At 72.0% G+C, this 19,475-nt stretch carries 18 protein-coding genes; 6 read left to right on the forward strand and 12 right to left on the reverse strand.

Annotated features, from left to right (window positions below; translation table 11 throughout):
• The first annotated feature begins 41 nt into the window (after nucleotides 1–41).
• Nucleotides 42–1,769 (forward strand): arginine--tRNA ligase, encoded by a 1,728-nt coding sequence (gene argS / locus VSH64_RS22870; RefSeq protein WP_326837694.1) that lies wholly within the window; start codon nucleotides 42–44, stop codon nucleotides 1,767–1,769.
• A 262-nt stretch (nucleotides 1,770–2,031) separates the two neighbouring features.
• Nucleotides 2,032–2,175, forward strand: a complete 144-nt coding sequence (locus VSH64_RS22875) for a hypothetical protein (protein WP_326837695.1) — start codon at nucleotides 2,032–2,034, stop codon at nucleotides 2,173–2,175.
• A gap of 3 nt (nucleotides 2,176–2,178) precedes the next feature.
• Here the strand turns inward: VSH64_RS22875 and VSH64_RS22880 are convergent, their stop codons facing one another.
• Complete coding sequence (locus VSH64_RS22880) at nucleotides 2,179–3,372, reverse strand: FAD-dependent oxidoreductase (protein ID WP_326837696.1); 1,194 nt, start codon at nucleotides 3,370–3,372, stop codon at nucleotides 2,179–2,181.
• 90 nt (nucleotides 3,373–3,462) lie between these two features.
• On the opposite strand from VSH64_RS22880, the gene VSH64_RS22885 reads away from it, so the two are divergent.
• Nucleotides 3,463–4,077, forward strand: coding sequence for a TetR/AcrR family transcriptional regulator (locus tag VSH64_RS22885; RefSeq protein ID WP_326837697.1), 615 nt, complete (start codon nucleotides 3,463–3,465; stop codon nucleotides 4,075–4,077).
• On the opposite strand, the gene VSH64_RS22890 is transcribed toward VSH64_RS22885, so the two are convergent.
• A complete protein-coding gene (locus VSH64_RS22890) occupies nucleotides 4,067–4,642 on the reverse strand; it encodes a TetR/AcrR family transcriptional regulator (RefSeq protein ID WP_326837698.1) in 576 nt (191 codons plus the stop codon). The genes VSH64_RS22885 and VSH64_RS22890 overlap by 11 nt on opposite strands.
• A gap of 58 nt (nucleotides 4,643–4,700) precedes the next feature.
• Between VSH64_RS22890 and VSH64_RS22895 the strand changes: the two genes are divergently transcribed.
• Nucleotides 4,701–5,417 carry an SDR family oxidoreductase gene (locus VSH64_RS22895; protein WP_326837699.1) on the forward strand — a complete coding sequence of 239 codons (717 nt, stop codon included), beginning with the start codon at nucleotides 4,701–4,703 and terminating at the stop codon, nucleotides 5,415–5,417.
• A gap of 191 nt (nucleotides 5,418–5,608) precedes the next feature.
• Here the strand turns inward: VSH64_RS22895 and VSH64_RS22900 are convergent, their stop codons facing one another.
• Nucleotides 5,609–6,169 (reverse strand): TetR/AcrR family transcriptional regulator, encoded by a 561-nt coding sequence (locus tag VSH64_RS22900; protein ID WP_326837700.1) that lies wholly within the window; start codon nucleotides 6,167–6,169, stop codon nucleotides 5,609–5,611.
• Nucleotides 6,170–6,255: 86 nt separating this feature from the next.
• Here VSH64_RS22900 and VSH64_RS22905 point away from each other — a divergent pair, with 86 nt between their 5' ends.
• Nucleotides 6,256–7,239 (forward strand): aldo/keto reductase, encoded by a 984-nt coding sequence (locus VSH64_RS22905; RefSeq protein WP_326837701.1) that lies wholly within the window; start codon nucleotides 6,256–6,258, stop codon nucleotides 7,237–7,239.
• Nucleotides 7,240–7,335: 96 nt separating this feature from the next.
• On the opposite strand, the gene proB is transcribed toward VSH64_RS22905, so the two are convergent.
• The 5 genes from proB to VSH64_RS22930 form a co-directional block, all read right to left on the reverse strand.
• On the reverse strand, nucleotides 7,336–8,445 hold the full coding sequence (proB, locus tag VSH64_RS22910; RefSeq protein ID WP_326837702.1) for a glutamate 5-kinase: 1,110 nt from the start codon (nucleotides 8,443–8,445) through the stop codon (nucleotides 7,336–7,338).
• The gene (gene obgE / locus VSH64_RS22915; RefSeq protein ID WP_326837703.1) at nucleotides 8,442–9,953 is read right to left on the reverse strand and encodes a GTPase ObgE; all 1,512 of its coding nucleotides are present in this window, start codon (nucleotides 9,951–9,953) and stop codon (nucleotides 8,442–8,444) included. Before obgE ends, proB begins: the two co-directional genes overlap by 4 nt.
• Before the next feature lie 162 nt (nucleotides 9,954–10,115).
• Nucleotides 10,116–10,382: a 50S ribosomal protein L27 gene (gene rpmA / locus VSH64_RS22920; protein ID WP_326837704.1), complete on the reverse strand. Its 267-nt coding sequence runs from the start codon at nucleotides 10,380–10,382 to the stop codon at nucleotides 10,116–10,118.
• 52 nt (nucleotides 10,383–10,434) lie between these two features.
• Entirely contained in the window at nucleotides 10,435–10,749 is a 315-nt protein-coding gene (gene rplU, locus VSH64_RS22925; RefSeq protein ID WP_009081084.1) for a 50S ribosomal protein L21, read from the reverse strand.
• A 180-nt stretch (nucleotides 10,750–10,929) separates the two neighbouring features.
• A complete protein-coding gene (locus VSH64_RS22930) occupies nucleotides 10,930–14,118 on the reverse strand; it encodes a translation initiation factor IF-2 N-terminal domain-containing protein (protein ID WP_326837705.1) in 3,189 nt (1,062 codons plus the stop codon).
• A 537-nt stretch (nucleotides 14,119–14,655) separates the two neighbouring features.
• Here VSH64_RS22930 and VSH64_RS22935 point away from each other — a divergent pair.
• The gene (locus VSH64_RS22935; protein ID WP_326837706.1) at nucleotides 14,656–16,119 is read left to right on the forward strand and encodes a S8 family peptidase; all 1,464 of its coding nucleotides are present in this window, start codon (nucleotides 14,656–14,658) and stop codon (nucleotides 16,117–16,119) included.
• Between the two features lie 18 nt (nucleotides 16,120–16,137).
• Here the strand turns inward: VSH64_RS22935 and VSH64_RS22940 are convergent, their stop codons facing one another.
• The 4 genes from VSH64_RS22940 to VSH64_RS22955 are packed head-to-tail and all read right to left on the reverse strand — an operon-like array spanning nucleotide 16,138 to nucleotide 19,371.
• Nucleotides 16,138–16,662 (reverse strand): hypothetical protein, encoded by a 525-nt coding sequence (locus VSH64_RS22940; RefSeq protein WP_326837707.1) that lies wholly within the window; start codon nucleotides 16,660–16,662, stop codon nucleotides 16,138–16,140.
• Between the two features lie 26 nt (nucleotides 16,663–16,688).
• Nucleotides 16,689–17,759 (reverse strand): amidohydrolase family protein, encoded by a 1,071-nt coding sequence (locus VSH64_RS22945; RefSeq protein ID WP_326837708.1) that lies wholly within the window; start codon nucleotides 17,757–17,759, stop codon nucleotides 16,689–16,691.
• Nucleotides 17,756–18,868, reverse strand: a complete 1,113-nt coding sequence (locus VSH64_RS22950; RefSeq protein ID WP_326837709.1) for an amidohydrolase family protein — start codon at nucleotides 18,866–18,868, stop codon at nucleotides 17,756–17,758. Before VSH64_RS22950 ends, VSH64_RS22945 begins: the two co-directional genes overlap by 4 nt.
• Entirely contained in the window at nucleotides 18,865–19,371 is a 507-nt protein-coding gene (locus VSH64_RS22955) for a Rieske (2Fe-2S) protein (protein ID WP_326837710.1), read from the reverse strand. Before VSH64_RS22955 ends, VSH64_RS22950 begins: the two co-directional genes overlap by 4 nt.
• Nucleotides 19,372–19,475 lie beyond the last annotated feature (104 nt).

The raw sequence follows: 19,475 nt of genomic DNA on the forward strand, positions 1-19,475 counted from the left end.
CGCTCCTGCGAAACCGGCTCGGCGAAAGAAGGAGGCACACCGTGCGCAAGCCCGAAGTCAGCGAGGAACTCGCCCGACGCGTGGTGGCCGCCCTCCGCGGCGCGCTCGAGGTGGACATCGCCCCGGCCGACGCGCTGATCGCCGTGTCGACCCGCGACGGCGTGGACTACCAGTGCAACCTCGCGATGAGCCTGGGCAAGCGCCTTCGCCGCCCGCCGCGGGAAGTCGCCGCGGCGATCGTGGCGCACCTGGAGATCGACGACCTCGCCGAGGCGCCCGAGATCGCCGGTCCCGGCTTCCTCAACTTCGTGCTCCGCCGCGAGTGGCTCGAAGCGAGCATCACCGGGCTGGCCGACGACGCGCGGCTGGGCGTCGAACCCGCCGCGCAGCCGAGGCGCATCGCGCTGGACTACAGCAGCCCGAACGTCGCCAAGGAAATGCACGTCGGCCACCTGCGCTCGTCCGTGATCGGCGACGCGATCGTGCGGCTGCTGCGCTTCGCCGGCCACGAAGTGCTGCCGCACAACCACCTCGGCGACTGGGGCACCCCGTTCGGCATGCTCATCGAGCACCTGCTCGACGAGCCGCCCGCCGGACCCAGCGGCATCGGCGACCTCAACGAGTTCTACCAGGCCGCGCGCCGGAAGTTCGACTCCGACGAAGCGTTCGCCACGCGCTCGCGCGAACGCGTGGTGAAGCTGCAGAGCGGCGACACCGAGACGCTGGCGACGTGGCAGGGCCTCGTCGACGAGTCCACCCGCCACTTCAACGAGGTCTACCACCTGCTCGGCATCACGCTCACCGACGCCGACATCTACGGCGAGAGCTTCTACAACCCCTACCTCGCCAAGGTCGTCGACGAGCTGGAGGCCGACGGGCTCACCGAGCTCAGCGACGGCGCCGTGTGCGTGTTCCCCGAAGGCTTCCACAACCGCGAAGGCGACCGGCTGCCGCTGATCGTGCGCAAGCGCGACGGCGGCTACGGTTACGCGGCCACCGACCTCGCCACCGCGAAATACTGGACCACCGAACGCGGCGCCACCGACCTGCTCTACGTGGTCGGCAACCCGCAGGCACAGCACTTCGCGATGCTCTTCGCGGTGTGCCGCGCCGCCGGCTGGCTCGACGGCGTGCACGCCGAGCACATCGGCTTCGGCTCGGTGCTCGGCGCCGACGGCAAGGTGATGCGCACGCGCGCCGGCGAGACGATCAAGCTCGCCGACCTGCTGGCCGAGGCCGTCGCGCAGGCCGGTGACGTGGTCGCCGAACGCAGTGAGCTCAGCGACGCCGAACAGCGCGAGGTGGCGCGCGCCGTCGGCATCGGCGCGGTGAAGTACGCCGACCTCTCCGGCGACCGCGAGCGCGACTACGTGTTCGACTGGGACCGCATGCTCGCCAAGGACGGCAACACGTCGGTGTACCTGCAGTACGCGCACGCGCGGATCGAGTCGATCCTCGCGAAGGCCGGCTCTCCGGCGGCGGCCGCGCCGGTCACCCTCGCCGAACCGGCCGAACGCGCGCTCGCGCTGACCCTGCTGCGCTTCGGCGAGGCGCTCCGCTCGGCGACGAGCGCGTACGCACCGCACAAGCTGTGCACGTACCTCTACGACACCGCCGTGACGTTCTCCCGCTTCTACGAGCAGTGCCCGGTGCTCAGCGCCGAAACGCCGGAGCTGCGGGCTTCGCGCGTGCAGCTGGCCACGCTCACGTCACGCACCCTCGTGCTCGGCCTCGACCTGCTCGGCATCGAAGCCCCGCGCCGCCTCTGATCGCGAGTGCTCCGGCGGGACGCCGTTGTCCCACCGGAGCGCTCGGAACCGTTGACGCGGCCCTTCCGCGCACCCGAGTGCTGGGCCCAGCTGTGCACGAGGTTGCGCGCGGCAGGCTTCGACGCGCCGTAGACCTCCAGCGGTGAGCGTGCTCGCCAAGGGCGCGGCCGAACTGGCACACGACAAGGTGGTCTCCGGGCGCGGCAGACGGTGAAAGCGTTGCAGGGGCCGCTGGCCGACGATGTCGCCGCGTGCCCGCGCAATGGCAATCGTTGCCCCGGAAGCCGATCCGGGCAAGCTGCCGGCCGTGCTGCGCGGCATCGAGGCGGTGGGCAAAGCGGGGGCGAGCAAGGAAACCCTGCACGACATCGCGGAAACCGCGATCGCGGTCCTCCCCCGGCCCTGATCCTCAGCGGCGCAGCTTCTGCGCGGCACCCATCGCGCGGAACATCGCCTTCGCGACCACCCGGCCGAGGCGGCTTTCGGACACGAACTGCTCCGCGCTACGAGCCGACGTGCGCACGGCTTTGTCCGCGTACTTGCGCATCTCGCCTTCATACTGCGCGACGGCCACGGCCGGCTCGATCCCGGACGTGAGCTTGCGGCACAACAACTGCGCGTCGCGCAGCGCGGTGTTGGCACCGATGCCACGGAAGGGCGTCATGCTGTGGGCGGCGTCGCCCAGGAGCGTGACCGGGCCGGGAATGCCGGGCCGCGCGGGCACCGACGTGAGGATCGGCAGACGGCTGACCGTGCCGTGCGGCGTGGCCTCGACCAGGCGGACCAGGTCGGGGTGCCAGCCGCGGATCAAGGACAGCACCGAATCGCGCAGGGTTTCCTCCGATGCGGACAGCCGACGGGCGCCGTAGGCCCACATGACGTAGCTGCCGGTGTTGTCGAAATGCACCGGGTCGATCTCGGCGGTCTCGTCGTTCAACGCCAGCTCCGGGAACAGGTGCGGCGCCGTGAACATCCCGCAGCCCGGTGGCGCGACCACGTACACCGGGCCCGCGGTGAAGCGGGCGGCCGCCTCGGAGACCGGGGTTTTGCCGACGATGGTGACGATGCCGGTGTCCACCCGGTGCGCCTCCGGCCGAAGCTGCGCGCGGACGCGGGAGTTCGCGCCGTCGGCGCCGATCACCAGGTCGGCGTCGGCCGTGGTGCCGTCGGCGAAGTGCAGCGTGACCGCCTTCGGGCCGAGGTCGTACCGCACGAATTCCTTGTCGTGCCACAGGATTCCGTCGAGTCCGGCCGACAGCACCTGGTGCAGCGAGATCCGGCTCACGGAGTGGTGCGCCTTGCTCGGGTCGGCCGCGGGCGGTTCACGCAGCACCGCCAGCTCGCGCAACCGCTCGGTGACGAAGGCGAATTCGTGCGCGCTTTCCCCGGTCGTGGCCAGGAACCGTTGCCACGCCTCGGCCGGCAGGCACTCGTGCAGCGCGGCCGCGCCGTGGGGATCGATGTGCACGCGGTAGCCCTGCAGCCGCTCGGTACGCGTGCGGCTGCGCTCGTACACCGCCACTTCGACACCGGCCCGCACCAGGCCGTGGGCCAGGCACAGGCCACCGGTTCCGCCACCGACGACGGCGATTCTCAAGGTCATGGTCGTCCCCTCTCGGACCCGACCATAATTATCCAGATAGATGATTAAGTCAACCGTGAGGATGATTGAGTCAGCGGCTAGGCTGAACCCGTGCCCGAGAACAGCCCCCGCCGTGCGCCGCGCGAACGGCAACGCGACCCCGAGCGCACCAAGGCGCGCATCCTCGAAGCGGCGAAGGCGGAGTTCGCCAAGTTGGGGTACGCGGCGGCGCGCGTGGGCGAGATCGCCGCGCGCGCGGGCGTGAACAAGCAGCTGATCTCGTACTACTTCGGCGGCAAGGAAGGCCTCTACACCGAGCTGAACCGGCCGGTATACGACAGCTTCGCCACGCTGACCGCGCCCGATCGCGAGCTCGCGGACGTCGCCGCCGAGTTCGTGCACTCGGGCCTGGCCGACGCCGACCTGGGCCGGCTGTTCCTCTGGGAGAACCTCACCGACGGCGAGCCGGACGCCGTGGGCGTCGAGGCACAGCGCGAATTCCTGCAGCGTCAGCTCGGTTACGTCCGCGCGCGCCAGGAAGCCGGCGATTTCCCCGCCGACATCGACCCGGCCGCGCTGATGCTGGTACTGATGGCCGCCGCCAGCGCGTCGCTCGCGTTCCCGCGCGTGGCCCGCGCGCTCACCGGCCAGGACCCGGCGTCGGCCGAGTTCGCCGACGGCTACGCGGAGCAGCTCGCCCGCATCGTGCGGGCGCTCAAGCCCTGACGATCAGCGCCACCAGTTCGTCGGCCAGGTCCGGGCCGAGCGGGGTGCGGGTGGCGAGCAGGCGGTACCACAGCGTGCCGAACACGACGTCGATCACGGTTTCGCGGCCGACGCCGGCCGGGAGCTCACCCCGCTCGGCCGCGCGGTCCACGAGCAGGCCCAGCACTTCGCGGCGGCGCAGCAGGAAATCTTCGCGGAAGCGGTCGCCGAACGCCGGGTCCACCTGGGCCTGCGCCATGAGCGCGCGCAGCGTGTCACCGACGGGCTGCTTGCCGCCGAGCGCGAACGTGTCGCGCAGGAACTCGCGCAGGTCGGCCGCGAGCGTGCCGTGGTCGGGCACCGGCACGATCAGGTCGGCCTTGCTGGCCAGCGCCTCCATGAGCACGTCCGCTTTGGACGGCCACCACCGGTAGACGGTCTGCTTGCCCGCGCCGGAACGCGCCGCGATGCCCTCGATCGTGAGACCGGCGTAGCCGACTTCGGTGATCAGTTCCAAGGTCGCGACGAGGATCGCGTCGCGGCTGGCGGCGCTGCGCTTGCGTCCGGGACGGGGCTGTTCGGTCACGGGAACCGATGGTAGCGTAATTCGAGACGAGACGTCACGGTTCGAAATAGGAGACCACATGAGCAAGCGCACGGCCCTCGTCGCTGGGGGCACCTCGGGCATCGGGCTGGCGACCGCGCGCAAGCTGCGCGACCGCGGCTACGACGTCCACCTCACCGGCCGCGGCAAGGAACGCCTCGACGACCTGGCGGCCACCGATCCCGACCTCACCGGCCATCGCGCCGACGGCGGCGACGCCGAGGCGATGGCCGCGCTCGCGGCGAGAATCGGCCGTCTCGACGCCCTCGTGGTGAGCCTCAGCGGCAGCGAGGGCATGGGCACCCTCGCCGACCTCGACCTGGACATGCTGCGGCGCGCGTTCGACGCCAAGTTCTGGGCGCACCTCACCACCGTCCAGGCCGTACTGCCGCACCTCGCGCCGACGGGGTCGATCACGCTGGTCACGGCGATCACCGCGCGCACGGGCATGCCGGGGACGGCCGGCCTGGCGGCGATCAACGGGGCGCTGGAAGCGGCGGTGAAGCCACTGGCCGCGGAGCTGGCGCCGATCCGGGTCAACGCCGTGTCGCCCGGAGTCGTGGACACGGCTTGGTGGAGCGGCTTCCCGGCCGAACAGCGGGCGGCATACTTCGCGCAGGTCGCTTCGGTGCTGCCGACGCGGCAGGTGGCCTCGGCGGAGGACGTCGCCGAGGCGGTGGTGTTCGCGGCGACGAACTCGACCACTACGGGGACGGTGCTGGAAAGCGACGGCGGGGCGCGGTTGATCACGATGTGAGGTGACGGACTTCAGCCGTCGGTGCGCTGACCGGGGGTGCGCGTCGGTGCTCAAGTCCTGCTGTGACAAGGGTTTCTCGCCTGGCTCGTCGGCGTTGCCGAGCCGGGCGAGACTCGCACTGGGGAGACACGCCGTGTCGCGGCAATTCTCGCCGAACCGGTGGTCGTCACTCAGTCAAGCGCACGGATCGGCTACTTCGACGGCCCCGTCCACGGCTCGCTCAGCCGGCCCACCGCCTCCACGACCGCGGCACGGAAGCGGCCCGGGTCGTCCTGGGTCGGGCGCAGGCCGCTGGGATACAGGATCGCCGCGTGGTGCAGGGCCCAGATGAGGGCGTAGAGGTCGGCGGTGGCGATGGTCTCGTCGCGGGGGCGGGCGGCGCGCATTTCCTCCAGCTTGGCCGCGAACGACTCGAGTTCGCGGGGCGTGGGGGCGGGGCGTTCGAGCTGACGCCACAGGGTGAGGCGGGCGCGGTCGGGGTCGGAGGCGTAGTAGTCGAACACCGCGCCGGCGAAGCGGGCCAGGTCGTCCCAGGTTTCGGGGACGGTTTCCAGGCCGGTGAGCAGGCGATCGGTCACGACGGTGTCGAAGAGGTCCTCTTTGCTGCCGAAGTAGTCGTAGATGGCGCGCTTGTTGGCGCCGGCGTTGGCGGCGATGCGGTCGACGCGGGCGCCGGCCAGGCCATAGGCCGCGAACTCGCGATACGCGGCCTCCAGAACCCGGCGTTTGGTTTCGGAGGCGTCACGGGGCATCACGCCAGCATACCGAACCAACTGGTTCTTTCGGTGATAGGGTGGTACCGAACCATCCAGTTCGTTCGTCACGGAGGACAGCACAGATGAGGACCAGAAAGCTCGGCGGCCAGGGCCTCACGGTCTCGGCCGAGGGGTTCGGCGCGATGGGGATGAGCGCGTTCTACGGCGCCCGCGACGAAGACGAGTCGATCGCCACGCTGCGGCACGCGGTCGACCTCGGGATCACGCTGATCGACACCGCGGAGGCCTACGGGCCGTTCGAGAACGAGAAGCTGATCCACCGCGCGCTCGGGCACCGCCGCGACGAGATCGTGCTCGCCACGAAGTTCGCCACCGAAATCGACGACGACGGCACCTTCCACGGCCCGAACGGCAGCCCCGAATACGCGCGCAAGGCGGTCGAGCGGTCGCTGCGCCACCTCGGGACCGACCGGATCGACCTGCTGTACCTGCACCGCGTCGACCCCGCGACGCCCATCGAGGACACCGTCGCCGGCATGGCCCGCCTGGTGCGGGAGGGCAAGGTGCGCCACCTCGGCCTGTCGGAGGCGGCGCCGGACACGATCCGCCGCGCCCACGCGGTGCACCCGATCACGGCGTTGCAGTCGGAGTTCTCGCTGTTCAGCCAGGACCCGCTCACCAACGGCGTGAAATCCGTGGTCGACGAATTGGACATCGGCTTCGTCGCGTTCTCGCCGCTGGGCCGCGGCTTCCTCTCCGGCGCCATCCGCTCCGTCGACGACCTCGCCCCCGACGACGCGCGCCGCGGCCTCCCCCGCTTCTCTCCCGAGAACATCGCGGCCAACCTCGTGCTGGTGGACCGCGTCCGCGCGCTCGCCGACGAGAAAGGCGTGACGCCTGGCCAGATCGCCCTGGCCTGGGTGATGAGCCACGGCGTGGTGCCGATCCCGGGGACGAAGCGCCGTGAGTACCTGGAGGAGAACGCGGCGGCCGCGGAGGTCGCGCTCGACGCGGCCGACCTCGCCCAACTGGACGCCGCCGTGCCGCACAGCGCGGTGGCCGGAGATCGCGACACGCCCGCGGGGTTGGCCAAGACCAACGGCTGAGGGCGGGCGCAGCGGGGTCACTTGCGACGCGGTCGAAGGAAGTCGCGCGCGGTCAGCTCGAACGAGCCGACCGCGACGTCCGCGGAAAGAGCGAGATTACTTGCGGCGCAACGGAACCAGGTCGTCCGCGTGCACGACTTCGCGGCGGTGCTCCACCGCGACCTCGTGGCTCGAGCGGCCGATGAGGTCCGGCAGTTCGCCCGCGTCGAACGAGACCACACCGCGGGCGACCGGGACGTCGTGGGCGTCCACGAGGTCGACGACGTCGCCGGCTTCGAATTTGCCGATGACGCCGGTGATGCCGGCGGCGAGCAGGGAGCGGCGGCGGAGGATCGCGGCCACGGCGCCGTCGTCGAGGCGGAGGCGGCCGGAGGAGTCGGCGGCGTAGCCGAGCCAGAAGCGGCGCGCCGAGAGGCGGTTGTCGGCGGGGGCGAAGACGGTGCCGACGTCGGCGGGGCCGAGGGCGCCGGCCGCGTCGGCCGCCGCGGCGAGGAGCACGGGGATGCCGGCGCCCGCGGCGGTGCGGGCGGCGGCGAGTTTCGAGACCATGCCGCCCGTGCCGAGGCCCGAGGAGGACATGCCGACGGAGATGCCCTCGACGTCGGCTTCGCTGAGCACCTCGGCGATCTTGCGGGTGGCTCCATCGCGCGGGTCGCCGTCGTAGAGACCGTCCACATCGGACAGCAGAACGAGCGCGTCGGCGCCGATGAGGTGGGCGACGAGGGCCGCGAGGCGGTCGTTGTCGCCGAAGCGGATTTCCTGCGTGGCCACGGTGTCGTTCTCGTTGACCACCGGCACGGCGCCGAGCGCGAGCAGCCGCGAGAACGTGCGCTGCGCGTTGCGGTAGTGCGCGCGGCGCACCACGTCGTCGGAGGTCAGCAGGACCTGGCCGACGGTGAGCGAATAGCGGCCGAACGACTCGGCGTACGCGTGGGCCAGCGCGAGCTGCCCGACACTCGCCGCGGCCTGCTTCGTGGCGAGGTCACGCGGGCGCTTGCCCAGCGACAGCGGCGCCAGGCCCGCGCCGATCGCGCCCGAGGACACGAGCACGATCTGGCAGTCGCGGGCCACGCGCGCGGCGATGGCGTCGACCAACGCGTCGAGCCGCTTCACGTCCAGCCCGCTGCCGGCGGTCGTGAGCGCGGACGAACCGACCTTGACGACAAGCCTGCGGGCTTCGGCGATCTCGACGCGCGTGCCGCTCACCGGTCCAGATCCTCCAGATCGTCGTCGAAATCATCCGCGAAGTCGTCCGAAGCCGGAGCCGCAGTCAAATCCGGCTCGTCCTCGCCCGTGCCGTCCCGACGGATCCGGCGCGCTTCCTTGCGCTCGGCCGCACCGATGCGGTCGCTCTTCTCCAGCCGCACGTCGGTACCACGCCCGGACAGGTGCACCGCCACACTCGGCGACGACGGCTCCCACTCGAACTGCACGTCGCCGATCGTGACCGGGCTGCCCGGCTTCGCGCCCTGCTTCGCGAGCGCGTCTTCCACGCCCAGCCGGTTGAGCCGATCGGCGAGGTAGCCGACGGCCTCGTCGTTGGCGAAGTTCGTCTGCCGGATCCAGCGCTCGGGCCGGGCCCCGCGGACGATGAACGCGCCCTCTTCCTCGGGATCGGGGCCCACGGTGAAGCCGCTGTCGTCGATGGCCAGCGGGTGCAGCACGATCCGCTGCGCCTCCAGCACCGGCTGCGCCTCGCGGTACTCCTCCACGACCTTGCCCAGCGCGAAGGTGAGCTCCCGCAGGCCCTTGCGCGAAGCCGTCGAGATCTCGAACACCTGCAGGCCACGGGCTTCGAGTTCGGGCTTCACGAAGTCGGCCAGCTCGGCCGCCTCCGGCACGTCGATCTTGTTCAGCACCACCACACGCGGCCGCTCTTCGAGCTTGCCACCGAGACCCGGGGTGTACTTCGCGAGCTCCTCTTCGAGAGCGTCCACATCGGACAGCGGGTCGCGGCCCGGCTCGAGCGTGGCGCAGTCGACCACGTGCACCAGCACGGCGCAGCGCTCGATGTGGCGCAGGAAGTCCAGGCCCAGGCCCTTGCCCTCCGACGCACCCGGGATCAGGCCCGGCACGTCGGCCATCGTGAACACGGTCGAGCCGGCGGTGATCACGCCGAGGTTCGGCACGAGCGTGGTGAACGGGTAGTCGGCGATCTTCGGCTTCGCGGCCGAGAGCACGGAGATCAGCGACGACTTGCCCGCGCTCGGGAAGCCGAGCAGGCCGACATCGGCGACCGACCGCAGCTCCAGCACCAGGTTGCGGGACTCACCGGGCTCGCCGAGCAGCGCGAACCCGGGCGCCTTGCGGGCCTTCGACGCGAGCGACGCGTTGCCGAGCCCGCCACGACCGCCCTGGGCCGCGATGAACGTGGTGCCGGGCGACACGAGGTCGGCCACGAGCTCGCCGTCCTCGGTGAACACGACGGTGCCGGCCGGCACCTTCATCTCCAGCGCGTCGCCCGCGGCGCCGTTGCGGTTGCTGCCCATGCCCATCTTGCCGCTGCCCGCTTTGGCGTGCGGGCGGAAGTGGAAGTCGAGCAGCGTGTGCACGTTCGGGTCGACGACCAGCGTCACGTCACCACCGTTGCCACCGTTGCCGCCGTCCGGGCCGCCGAGGGGCTTGAACTTTTCGCGGTGCACGGAGGCACAGCCGTTCCCACCGTCGCCGGCGGTCAGGTGGATCACCGCGCGGTCCACGAACCGGGACGCCATGGCTTGTACCTCTTCCTGCGAACAAACAAAAACGGTGCGCCACGCTGGGTCTGCCAGCGGCCGCACCGTGGGGGTCCGGGGGCTCGGGCCCCGGGTCAACACATGTAACGGGCGACGTGGTCCGCGTATTCCGCGGACACACGTCGCCCCAGCTATCGCTCGTTACGCTTCGACAGCTTCAGGCACAACGATGTTGACCGTCTTGCGGCCACGCTTCGAGCCGAACTCGACCGCACCGGCGGCGAGCGCGAACAGCGTGTCGTCGCCGCCACGGCCGACGTTCACGCCGGGGTGGAACTTGGTGCCACGCTGGCGGACCAGGATCTCGCCGGCGTTCACCTCCTGGCCGCCGTAGCGCTTCACGCCGAGGCGCTGGGCGTTGGAGTCGCGACCGTTGCGGGAGCTGGACGCACCCTTCTTGTGAGCCATGGAGCAAGCCCCTTCTTGAAAGTCTCAGTCTGGAAAGAGAAGATCCGAAGAACTACTTCGAGATACCGGTGACCTCGACGCGGGTCAGCTTCTGCCGGTGACCCTGGCGCTTGTGGTAGCCGGTCTTGTTCTTGAACTTGTGGATCCGGATCTTCGGACCCTTGGTCTGCTCCACGACCTTGCCGGTGACCGAGACCTTCGCCAACGCGTCGGCGTCCGTGGTGACCTCGCCACCGTCCACGAACAGCACGGCGGGGAAGGTGTGCTCGGTGCCCGGCTCGCCCTCGAGCTTCTCGACCTCGACGACGTCGCCGACGGCCACCTTGTACTGCTTGCCGCCGGTCTTGACGATCGCGTACGCCGACACGGAAGTCTCCTGCATTAACTCGGCCCTGTAACTACTAGGCAATCGGGTGGGGGCTGGCGCGGACGGCCCGCCCGGAGGCGGTCCAAGTACTCGCGCAGCGGCCTGCTCTGGTGGCAGGCCGTACTACAGGTTACGTGAGGTTCCCCGGTGGATGGACACCGGGGTCCCCTACGTGGTCTTTCAGCTCTGCTCCGTCGCGTGCACCGGCGGACCCGCCGGACGCGAGGCCGCGCGGCGCGACCGGCGCCGGGTGGGTCGCGTGGCCGGTGCCGGCACCTCGACGTCGTTCTCGGCTTCCGCGTCCGCCTCGACGACCGGGGCGGGCTCGGAAACAGCAGGCTCGACGGAAGCCGCCTCGGCGGGCCGAGGAGCCTCCTGGACGACCGGAGCCGGGTTCTCGGCTGCCGCCGCCGTCTCCTGCGCCGTCTCCACGGTCTTCACGGCCTCGGCCATCGGCTTCGGCTCGTCGGCGACGTGCGGCTGCGCGTCACCTTCACCGTGCTCGGCGTGCTCGACATGCTCACCGTGCTCGCCCTTGTGCGAAGCCGCCTTCGACGCGTTCACCATCGCCTGCACGGCCGAAACCACCGACTCGCGCTGCTCGGGCGTCGGCGCCGGCGCGGCTTCCACGGCCTTGGCGTGCTCGACCGGCTGGTCCTCGCCCTTGCCGCGGCCGCGCGAGCGCCGGGAGCTCTTGGTGTCCCCGCCGCCGTTGCCCGTGCCGTTGGCGTGGGTGTGGTTGTGCCCGTTGGACCCGCCGTTGCCACTACCGTTGCCGCCGCCACCGGTGCGCTGCGGCTCGGTGGACACGATCACGCCGCGGCCCTTGCAGTGCTCACACGGCGTGGAGAACGCCTCGAGCAGGCCCGTGCCGATCTTCTTGCGGGTCATCTGCACGAGACCCAGCGAGGTGACCTCGGCGACCTGGTGCCGCGTGCGGTCGCGGCCGAGGCACTCGGTGAGGCGGCGCAGCACCAGCTCGCGGTTGGACTCGAGCACCATGTCGATGAAGTCGATCACGATGATGCCGCCGATGTCGCGCAGCCGCAGCTGGCGGACGATCTCCTCCGCCGACTCCAGGTTGTTGCGCGTCACCGTCTCCTCGAGGTTGCCGCCCGAGCCGGTGAACTTGCCGGTGTTGACGTCGATCACCGTCATGGCTTCGGTGCGGTCGATCACGAGGTAACCGCCCGAGGGCAGCCAGACCTTGCGGTCGAGCGCCTTGGTGATCTGCTCGTCGATCCGGTGGTCGGCGAACACGTCGCCGGTGCCCGTGTAGCGCCGGAGGCGGTCGGCCAGGTCCGGCGCCACGTGCTCCACGTACGAGTGGATCGTGTCGAAGGACTTGCTGCCCTGCACCTCGAGCTTCGCGAAGTCTTCGGTGAACAGGTCGCGCACGACCTTCACCAGCAGGTCGGGCTCTTCGTAGAGCATGGTCGGCGCGCCGCCCTTCTTGGCGGTGCCGGCGTCGGCCTTCTCCTTGATGACGTCCCACTGCACCTTGAGGCGCCGCACGTCGCGGTCGAGCTCTTCCTCGACGATGCCCTCCGACGCGGTGCGGATGATCACGCCCGCGTCCTCCGGGACGATCCGCTTGAGGATGTCCTTGAGGCGGCGGCGCTCGTTCTCCGGCAGCTTGCGCGAGATGCCCGTGGCCCCGCCGGCCGGCACGTAGACCAGGAAGCGGCCGGGCAGCGAGATCTGCGTGGTGAGCCGGGCGCCCTTGTGCCCGACCGGGTCCTTCGTGACCTGCACCAGCACGCTGTCGCCGGTGGAGAGCGCCTGCTCGATCTTGCGGGCCTTGCCCTCGAGACCGGCGGCGTCCCAGTCGACCTCGCCGGCATAGAGCACGGCGTTGCGGCCGCGGCCGATGTCGATGAACGCGGCCTCCATGCTCGGCAGCACGTTCTGCACGCGGCCGAGGTACACGTTGCCGACGATCGAGCCGGTGCCGGCCGAGGTCACGAAGTGCTCCACGAGCACGCCGTCCTCGAGCACCGCGATCTGCGTCGAGTCGCCCTTCTCGGCGACGACCATCGTGCGCTCCACCGACTCGCGGCGGGCGAGGAACTCGGCCTCCGACAGGATCGGGGCACGGCGACGGCCGGCCTCGCGGCCGTCGCGGCGGCGCTGGCGCTTGGCCTCCAGGCGCGTGGAGCCGCGCACGCTGCGCACCTCGTCGCGCGCCGGGCGCTCGGGCTGCTCGGCCTTGGCCTGGCGCACGTGGGTGACGGTGTTGGGCGGGTCGTCGGTGGTCGCGTCGGACCCGTCTTCGTCCCCGCCCTTGCGACGGCGGCGACGGCGCCGGCGGCGGCTGCCGCCCTCACCGTCGGAGTCACCGTCGGCGTCGGCTTCGCCGGCCGCGTCCTCGGTGTCGGCCTGCTCGCCCTGCTCGTCGGTCTTCTCGGCCGACTTGTCGGACTTGTCCGGCTTGTCGGCCGGCTTCTCATCCTTGGCGGGCCGCTTGCGCTCCGGCTCGTCGGCGGCCTCGTCGTCGTCGACGCCGCCCTCGTCGCCACCCTTGCCGCGGCCACGGCCACGGCGGCCGCGACGCCGCCGGCGACGACCGCCGGCACCGTCCTCGTCGTCGTCGGCGCGGTCGTCGGTGTCCTCGCCCGCGGTGTCCTCGGCCTGCTCGTCTTCGACCTGGCCCTCGTCGGCCGGGCCGTGGCCCGTCGGCGCGGCTTCGACCGGCTTCGAGCCGATGCCGAACACCGGCTCCGGGCGGGTGCGCGCGGGACGGTCGGCGGCGGGCTCGGGCTCCGGCGGCAGGAAGACCGGCGACGGCGCGGCGAACACCGGCACGTGGACCGGGCGCTTGGTCTGGGTGGCGGGCTCGGCCTCGGCCGCCGGGTCGCTCACGACGACGGCGGGCGCGACGGTCCGGCGGACGCGGCGGCGGGACTCGCGCGGCGCGGCCGGCTCGTCGGCGGGCTGCTCGTCGGCGGCCTTGGCCGCGGGGGCTTCGGCGGCCTGGGCGGCTTCGGGGGCCGGGGAGGCCTTCGAGGCCTCGGTGCCGGCGGCCGGGGCGGCTTCGGGCTGAGCCGGCTGCTCAGCGACCTCGGCGACCGCGGGGGCCTCGGGGGCCTCGGTGTTCTCCGCCGCTGCGGCCTCGGGCGCGTTCTCGTTGCCGGCCGGCGCGAGCGCCTCGGCCACGCGGAACGCGACCTCGCGCGTCACGCTCGACTGCGCGCTGCGCGGGCTTTCGCCCAGCTCGGCCAGCTTGGCGAGCAGGTCGCGGCTGCTGGAGCCCAGCAGCTTCGCCAGCGCGTGCACGCGAATGCGCGGCGGCAGCTCGCCCAGCTGACTGGCCACGGATGCGGCGGTATTCCCGCCGGTGTGATCGGCGGGTGTTTCCGCGTTCGACATAGTTCTCCTCCGCCCCCGGGCGCGTCTTGCCGGTTCTCACCGGTCACGACGCGGCCGCGCAGGGGCCCTTTCTGTTTCGTGCCCGCCGTGGTGGTGACCAGCGGCGGGAATCCTTGCTCGGCAAACCGTGCGATCCGCCGGGTTCGGCGAACCGGGCACGGTCAGGTCTCCTCGGCGGTGTGCCGACCTGGCTCCGACCCCTCACGGGCCGGTTCGACCGGACCGACTCCACTGGACCGAACCCACGACGTCGAGCTGCCCGGCCTCCCGGGGGCGACGCGAGTGGTGCCGATCCAGCACTCCTCCGGACCACTCACGACGCAAGGCAGGATGCCCGTCGTCGAGGCGGTCGACGTGAGTATCCCACACCCGGGGGTGTACCCGGTGTAGTCGGTACCCACCGCTGCCACCCGGGCGTGCCGCGGTCCGGCGAACTCGGCCGTTCCGCTTGTCCCGCCGCCCCGGCCTGGTTACCGTGCGGCTCGGGCACGCGTGCGCGCGGGTGCCCGATCTTTCCTGCATCTGGTAGGAGGTCCGGTGTCCCTGCTGGCGCGGCCGCTGCGCGCGGCCGTGTGCCTCGTCGCGGTCCTCGCTGCGGCGCCCTTCACCGGGGTCGCCGCCGGGTCCGCGAGCGCGGTCGTGGGCGCCGCCCCCGGCTGTCACCCGAACGGGCGGGTCCTGCGCTACGTGGTGGCCTTCGACCGCGGTACTTCCGAGGATTCCGCGCGCGAGCAGCTCGAAACCGCGTGCGGTCACCCGACCGGGTACTACCCGCAGATCGCCGTGGCGGTCGCCACGTCCGACGACCCGGACTTCGGGTCGCTGATCGGGCTCGACCGCGCGTTCAGCGCGCAGGGCACGCGGCTCGCAGCGCAGCGCGCGAGCGGCGACGCCGTGCCGCCGCAACCCACGCGCGCGGAGCTGTCGCCGAGCGACCCGGCCCGGGTGCCGGCCACCGACCTGTCGGGCGAGCAGTGGGACATGCGGATGGTCCAGGCGAGCTCGACGCACCAGGTCACCGAGGGCAGCCCCGACGTGGTGGTCGGCGTGCTCGACTCCGGCGTCGACCCGCACCACCCCGACCTCGCCGCCGCGATGGATCCGGCCGACTCCGCCGGCTGCCTCACCGGCGTGGCCGACCCCAGCCCCGCGGCCTGGGCGCCGACGACCTCGGTGCACGGCACCCACGTGGCCGGCATCATCGCCGCGGCCGACGACGGCAAGGGCATCACCGGCGTGGCCCCCGGCGTGCGGATCGCCTCGGTGAAGGTGATCGACGACCGCGGGTACGCCGATCCCGAGGCCGCGGTGTGCGGGCTGATGTGGTCGGCGGCGCACCACCTGCCCGTGACCAACAGCAGCTGGTTCGTGAACCCGTGGTCGCTCTCCTGCGTGCGCGGCGACGACCGGGGTGTGGTGCACGAGGTGCTGGCCCGCGCGGTCGAGTACGCCACTTCGGCCGGCACGCTGAACGTCGCCGCGGCGACCAACGAGGCCGTGGACCTCACGCCCTCGGCGCGCTCGGGCGTGCGGACCGCGGGTGCCGCGAAGTGCGAGGCGCTGCCGGCCGGGCTGCGCGACGTGGTGGCGGTGTCGGCCGTGGGCGCCGACCGGGTGAAAGCCGGCTACAGCTCGTACGGCCTCGGTGTGGTGGATGTCACGGCGCCGGGCGGCGAGGCCGGGCGCTGCGTCGTGTCGACCGTGCCCGGCGGCTACGCGCCCCTGTGCGGCACCTCGATGGCCGCGCCCCACGTGGCGGGAGTGCTGGCGCTGCTGAAGTCGGCGCACCCCGCGATGTCGGCCGCCGAGCTGCGCCACGCCCTCGAGCAGCGCGCCACGCCCATGCCGTGCCCCGACGACTACGACCTCACCGGCGACGGCGCCCAGGACGCCTACTGCGCCGGCTACGACAACTACAACGGCTTCTACGGCCACGGCCTGGTCGACGCGCTCGCCGCCGTGACCCCGCCGGAGACGGCCCCGCCGAACCCCGCGCGCTGACCCGGGATCCGGCGAACGTCACGGCAACGCCGGGTACAGCCGTACCCAGCTCGCCACCGCGGCAACGGCATCGGGATCGTCGAGGTGCGCACGCAGCTCCCGCGCCACCCCGATGAACTGCTTGAGGCGGCGCAGGCGGGCGATGTCCGCGCGAGGCAGTGCCCGCCAGTCGGGAGCCAGCCGTTCGGCTTCGGCGAGCCGGGTCGGGGTGAGCTCGGCCCGCAAGACGCCGAAGGCCCACTCCGGGGTGAAGGCGGGGCCCGGCACCCGCAACCCGGCGTTCGCGACCAGGAGGGTGAGCATCAGCCGGCGCTCCAGCAGTTCGTGCTCGTCCATCAGCTCGCGCCGCGCCAGGTGGTCGAAGAGCTCGTCGACCGCGCGCAGGTGCCGGTGGAGCTCGGGCGCGGGGAGCAGGCTCAGGGTCATCAGCTGGACCAGGCCGCGCCAGTTGCTCGTGTCGTCGGCCAGGCGGCCGCCCGCGAGCCACCAGTCGACGAGGTTGCGCGTCGGGAGCAGGCTCAGGCGCCCCAGTTCGTCGCTCATCAGGCGCGCGAGTCTGCCAGGTGCGGTCACGCGCCGAACGAGTACCAGGCGTCGGCGTTGCCGCTCAGGATCCGGGCGCGTTCGGCGTCGGTCAGGGCCGCCAGCAGGCGGTCGCCGCCGGTGCCGTGGTCGTGGGGGTGGTCGCTGGCGTAGAGGAGCAGCTCGCCGGCGTCGAAGAGGTCGAGGGCCTGGCGGACCTGCAGCGGGTCCTGCGGCAGGTGCGCGGGCGCCGTGGTGAGGCGCAGGTGCCGGCGGGCGACCTCGGACGGTTTGCCGGTGAGCCACGGCACCTCGCGCCAGACGCCCTTCCAGTCCTTGTCGAAGCGCCAGAGCAGGGCCGGCAGCCAGGAGAAGCCGCACTCCAGCAGCGTCACGCGCAGGTCCGGCAGCTCGGCGAACGCGCCCTGGGTGATCAGGCTGGTGATCTGGGCCTGCACGAGCATTTGCGAGTTGGCGAGGTAGTCCTCGAGGTAGGTGCGGGTGAGCCCGCTCGGCGTCGGGGCCTGGCCGAGGCGGCCCCAGGCGTGCAGGCCTACGACGAGGCCGCGGTCGGCGGCCGCGCGCAGCAGGGCGCGGTGGCGGATGTTGCCCCACGGCGCGTCGGTGCGCACGGGGAGCAGCACCTGCACGATCTGCGGGTGGCTGCCGAGGCGATCGATCTCGGCGACCGCGGCCTCGGTGTCGAGCGTGGGTACGACCATGCTCGCCCGCAGCCGCTCGTCGCGGCTGAGCCACTTCTCCACGAGCCAGTCGTTCACCGCGCGGGTGAGCGCGGCCTCGTAGTACGGGTTGCGGTTGCAGTGGAACGACGTCGTGCAGTTCAGCACCGCGAGCCGCAGCGAGCCGGCGTCGAGCACCGCGGAGCGCAGCTGGTCGACGTCGGTCGCGGGCAGGAGGCCGGCCGCGCGGGCGGCGGGGGTGGCGCTGGTGGGCGCGAGCGGCGGGTAGGCCCCGCCCTGCGAAGGCGACAGCGACTGCCCGCCGTCCACGAGGTACTCGCGCCAGTACTCGTCGAGGAAGGGTTCCAGCTCCGCCAGCGACGCCGGTGCGCAGTGCACGTCCGCGTCGACGGTCCCGGTCCCGAGAACGGCGGTCATCGCGTCTCCCCCGCCACGCGCGCCGGCAGCCCGTACAGGCGGCAGGCGTTGGCACCCATGATCGCTTCCCGCGCGCCGGCCGGAAACAGCCGCGGCGCGAGGCGCGGCGAGTCGAAGTCCCAGTGCGGGTAGTCGGAGGCGAACATGATCTTCTCGTCCATGCCGAGGTGCTCCAGTGCGGTGGCGAGGTGGCGCGGGTCGTCCGGCTCCTCGATGGGCTGGGTGGTGAACCAGAGGTGCTCGCGCAGGTACTCCGACGGCGGCTTGCGCAGGTGCGGCACGTCGGCGCGCAGCTTCGGCCACGCCTCGTCCAGGGCCCACATCAGCGGCCCGAGCCACACGATCCCGCCCTCGACGCAGATCACCTGCAGCGTCGGGAACTCCTCGAACACGCCTTCGCACAACAGGTTCGTGACGAGCGCGGCCATCATGTTGCCGTTCCACACGTGCTCTTCGAGGTAGAACGACGGCCACCCGGCACCGCGGTGCTGCTCGATCCCGCCGGTGTGCGCCGCGATCGGGCGGCCCGCCTCCACGGCGGCGCGGTAGATCGGCCAGTAGCGGCGCGAGCCGAAGCCGGTCTCGCCGCCGGTGGGCAGCAGCACCTGCACGAACCGCGGGTCGTCGGCGCGACGCGCGATCTCCTCGGCCGCGAGGTCCGGTGATTCCGTGGGGATCGCGATCGAGCTGCGCAGCCGCGGTTCCGGGGTGAGCCATTCGTCGGCGAGCCAGTCGTTGAGCGCGCGGCACAGCGCCGCGGAGTACCGCGGCTCCTCCGCGCCCCAAGTGTGGCCCTGCAAGGGAATCAGCACGCCGTGGTCGATACCGAACTCGTCGAGCAGCTGCGTCTGAACCAGACCCAGGTCGCTGCCCGGGATGCCGCCGGCCTCGGGCCACGCGTCGAGCCGGAAGCCGGCGTTGCGCACCCGCGGGTAGAACTCGGGCGGGTTCGGCACCCGGCTCCCGAAGATCTCCCAGCGCTCGCGGTGGTCACCGGTGAGCCGCGCGCGGATGTCCGCGGCCGGGGCGCTCGGGTGGATGTCGGTGTCGACGATCGAGTACCCGGTGCGGCCGGTCCCCGGTGCACTGGTGGGCAGCGTGCTGGTCATGACGCACCTCCGACGGCGCCCGGCTTGGCCGCCGGGCTGGTTTCGACCACCACGTAGGCGTCTTCGACGCGGACCGGGTAGGTCTCGGTCACGTACGGGCCGGGGCGCCGGCCGCCCTTCGCACCGGCCGCCGGCGACGCCACCCGATCGGCGGCCACGGCCGCGGAATCGACCTCGGCCTCCACGGACACCGCGTACGTGCGCGCCGGCGGCTCACCCGGGCCGAGGAACGACCGGCCGGTCTCGAGGTCGTACTCCCAGCCGTGCCACGGACAGGCCACGAGCGCTTCCTCCTCGGCCGTCGCGTAGTCGCCGGGCCCGGTGGAGGTGACCCACGGTTTCGTGCGGCCCAGGCACAGCGGCCCGCCCATGTGCGGGCAGTGGTTGTTGATCGCGTAGAAGCGGTCCCCGACGCGGAACACGCCGATGGACCTGCGTCCCGCCTGCACGATGCGGCGTTCGCCCGGCGGGAACTCGTCGAGCCGCGAAACGACTATCTTCACGCTTCGGACTGTAAGCAGCCGATTCCCGGCCGTGGAAGCAAAACGTCGGAATGCCCGGCATCAACGCCGTGTATACGCACTCGTTCGGCGTACCGCATCCGTCC

Origin of the sequence: Amycolatopsis rhabdoformis (assembly GCF_035918295.1) — a bacterium.
In the GTDB taxonomy this organism is placed as follows: Bacteria; Actinomycetota; Actinomycetes; order Mycobacteriales; family Pseudonocardiaceae; genus Amycolatopsis; species Amycolatopsis rhabdoformis.

What these genes read in the sequence shown, in the direction of transcription:
- VSH64_RS22945 (WP_326837708.1), bottom strand. Translation starts at nt 17,759, where the DNA reads ATGACCGCCGTTCTCGGGACCGGGACCGTCGACGCGGACGTGCACTGC.
- VSH64_RS22930 (WP_326837705.1), bottom strand. Translation starts at nt 14,118, where the DNA reads ATGTCGAACGCGGAAACACCCGCCGATCACACCGGCGGGAATACCGCC.
- VSH64_RS22950 (WP_326837709.1), bottom strand. Translation starts at nt 18,868, where the DNA reads ATGACCAGCACGCTGCCCACCAGTGCACCGGGGACCGGCCGCACCGGG.
- VSH64_RS22940 (WP_326837707.1), bottom strand. Translation starts at nt 16,662, where the DNA reads ATGAGCGACGAACTGGGGCGCCTGAGCCTGCTCCCGACGCGCAACCTC.
- VSH64_RS22895 (WP_326837699.1), top strand. Translation starts at nt 4,701, where the DNA reads ATGAGCAAGCGCACGGCCCTCGTCGCTGGGGGCACCTCGGGCATCGGG.
- obgE (WP_326837703.1), bottom strand. Translation starts at nt 9,953, where the DNA reads ATGGCGTCCCGGTTCGTGGACCGCGCGGTGATCCACCTGACCGCCGGC.
- VSH64_RS22875 (WP_326837695.1), top strand. Translation starts at nt 2,032, where the DNA reads ATGGCAATCGTTGCCCCGGAAGCCGATCCGGGCAAGCTGCCGGCCGTG.
- VSH64_RS22905 (WP_326837701.1), top strand. Translation starts at nt 6,256, where the DNA reads ATGAGGACCAGAAAGCTCGGCGGCCAGGGCCTCACGGTCTCGGCCGAG.
- rpmA (WP_326837704.1), bottom strand. Translation starts at nt 10,382, where the DNA reads ATGGCTCACAAGAAGGGTGCGTCCAGCTCCCGCAACGGTCGCGACTCC.
- VSH64_RS22900 (WP_326837700.1), bottom strand. Translation starts at nt 6,169, where the DNA reads ATGCCCCGTGACGCCTCCGAAACCAAACGCCGGGTTCTGGAGGCCGCG.
- VSH64_RS22880 (WP_326837696.1), bottom strand. Translation starts at nt 3,372, where the DNA reads ATGACCTTGAGAATCGCCGTCGTCGGTGGCGGAACCGGTGGCCTGTGC.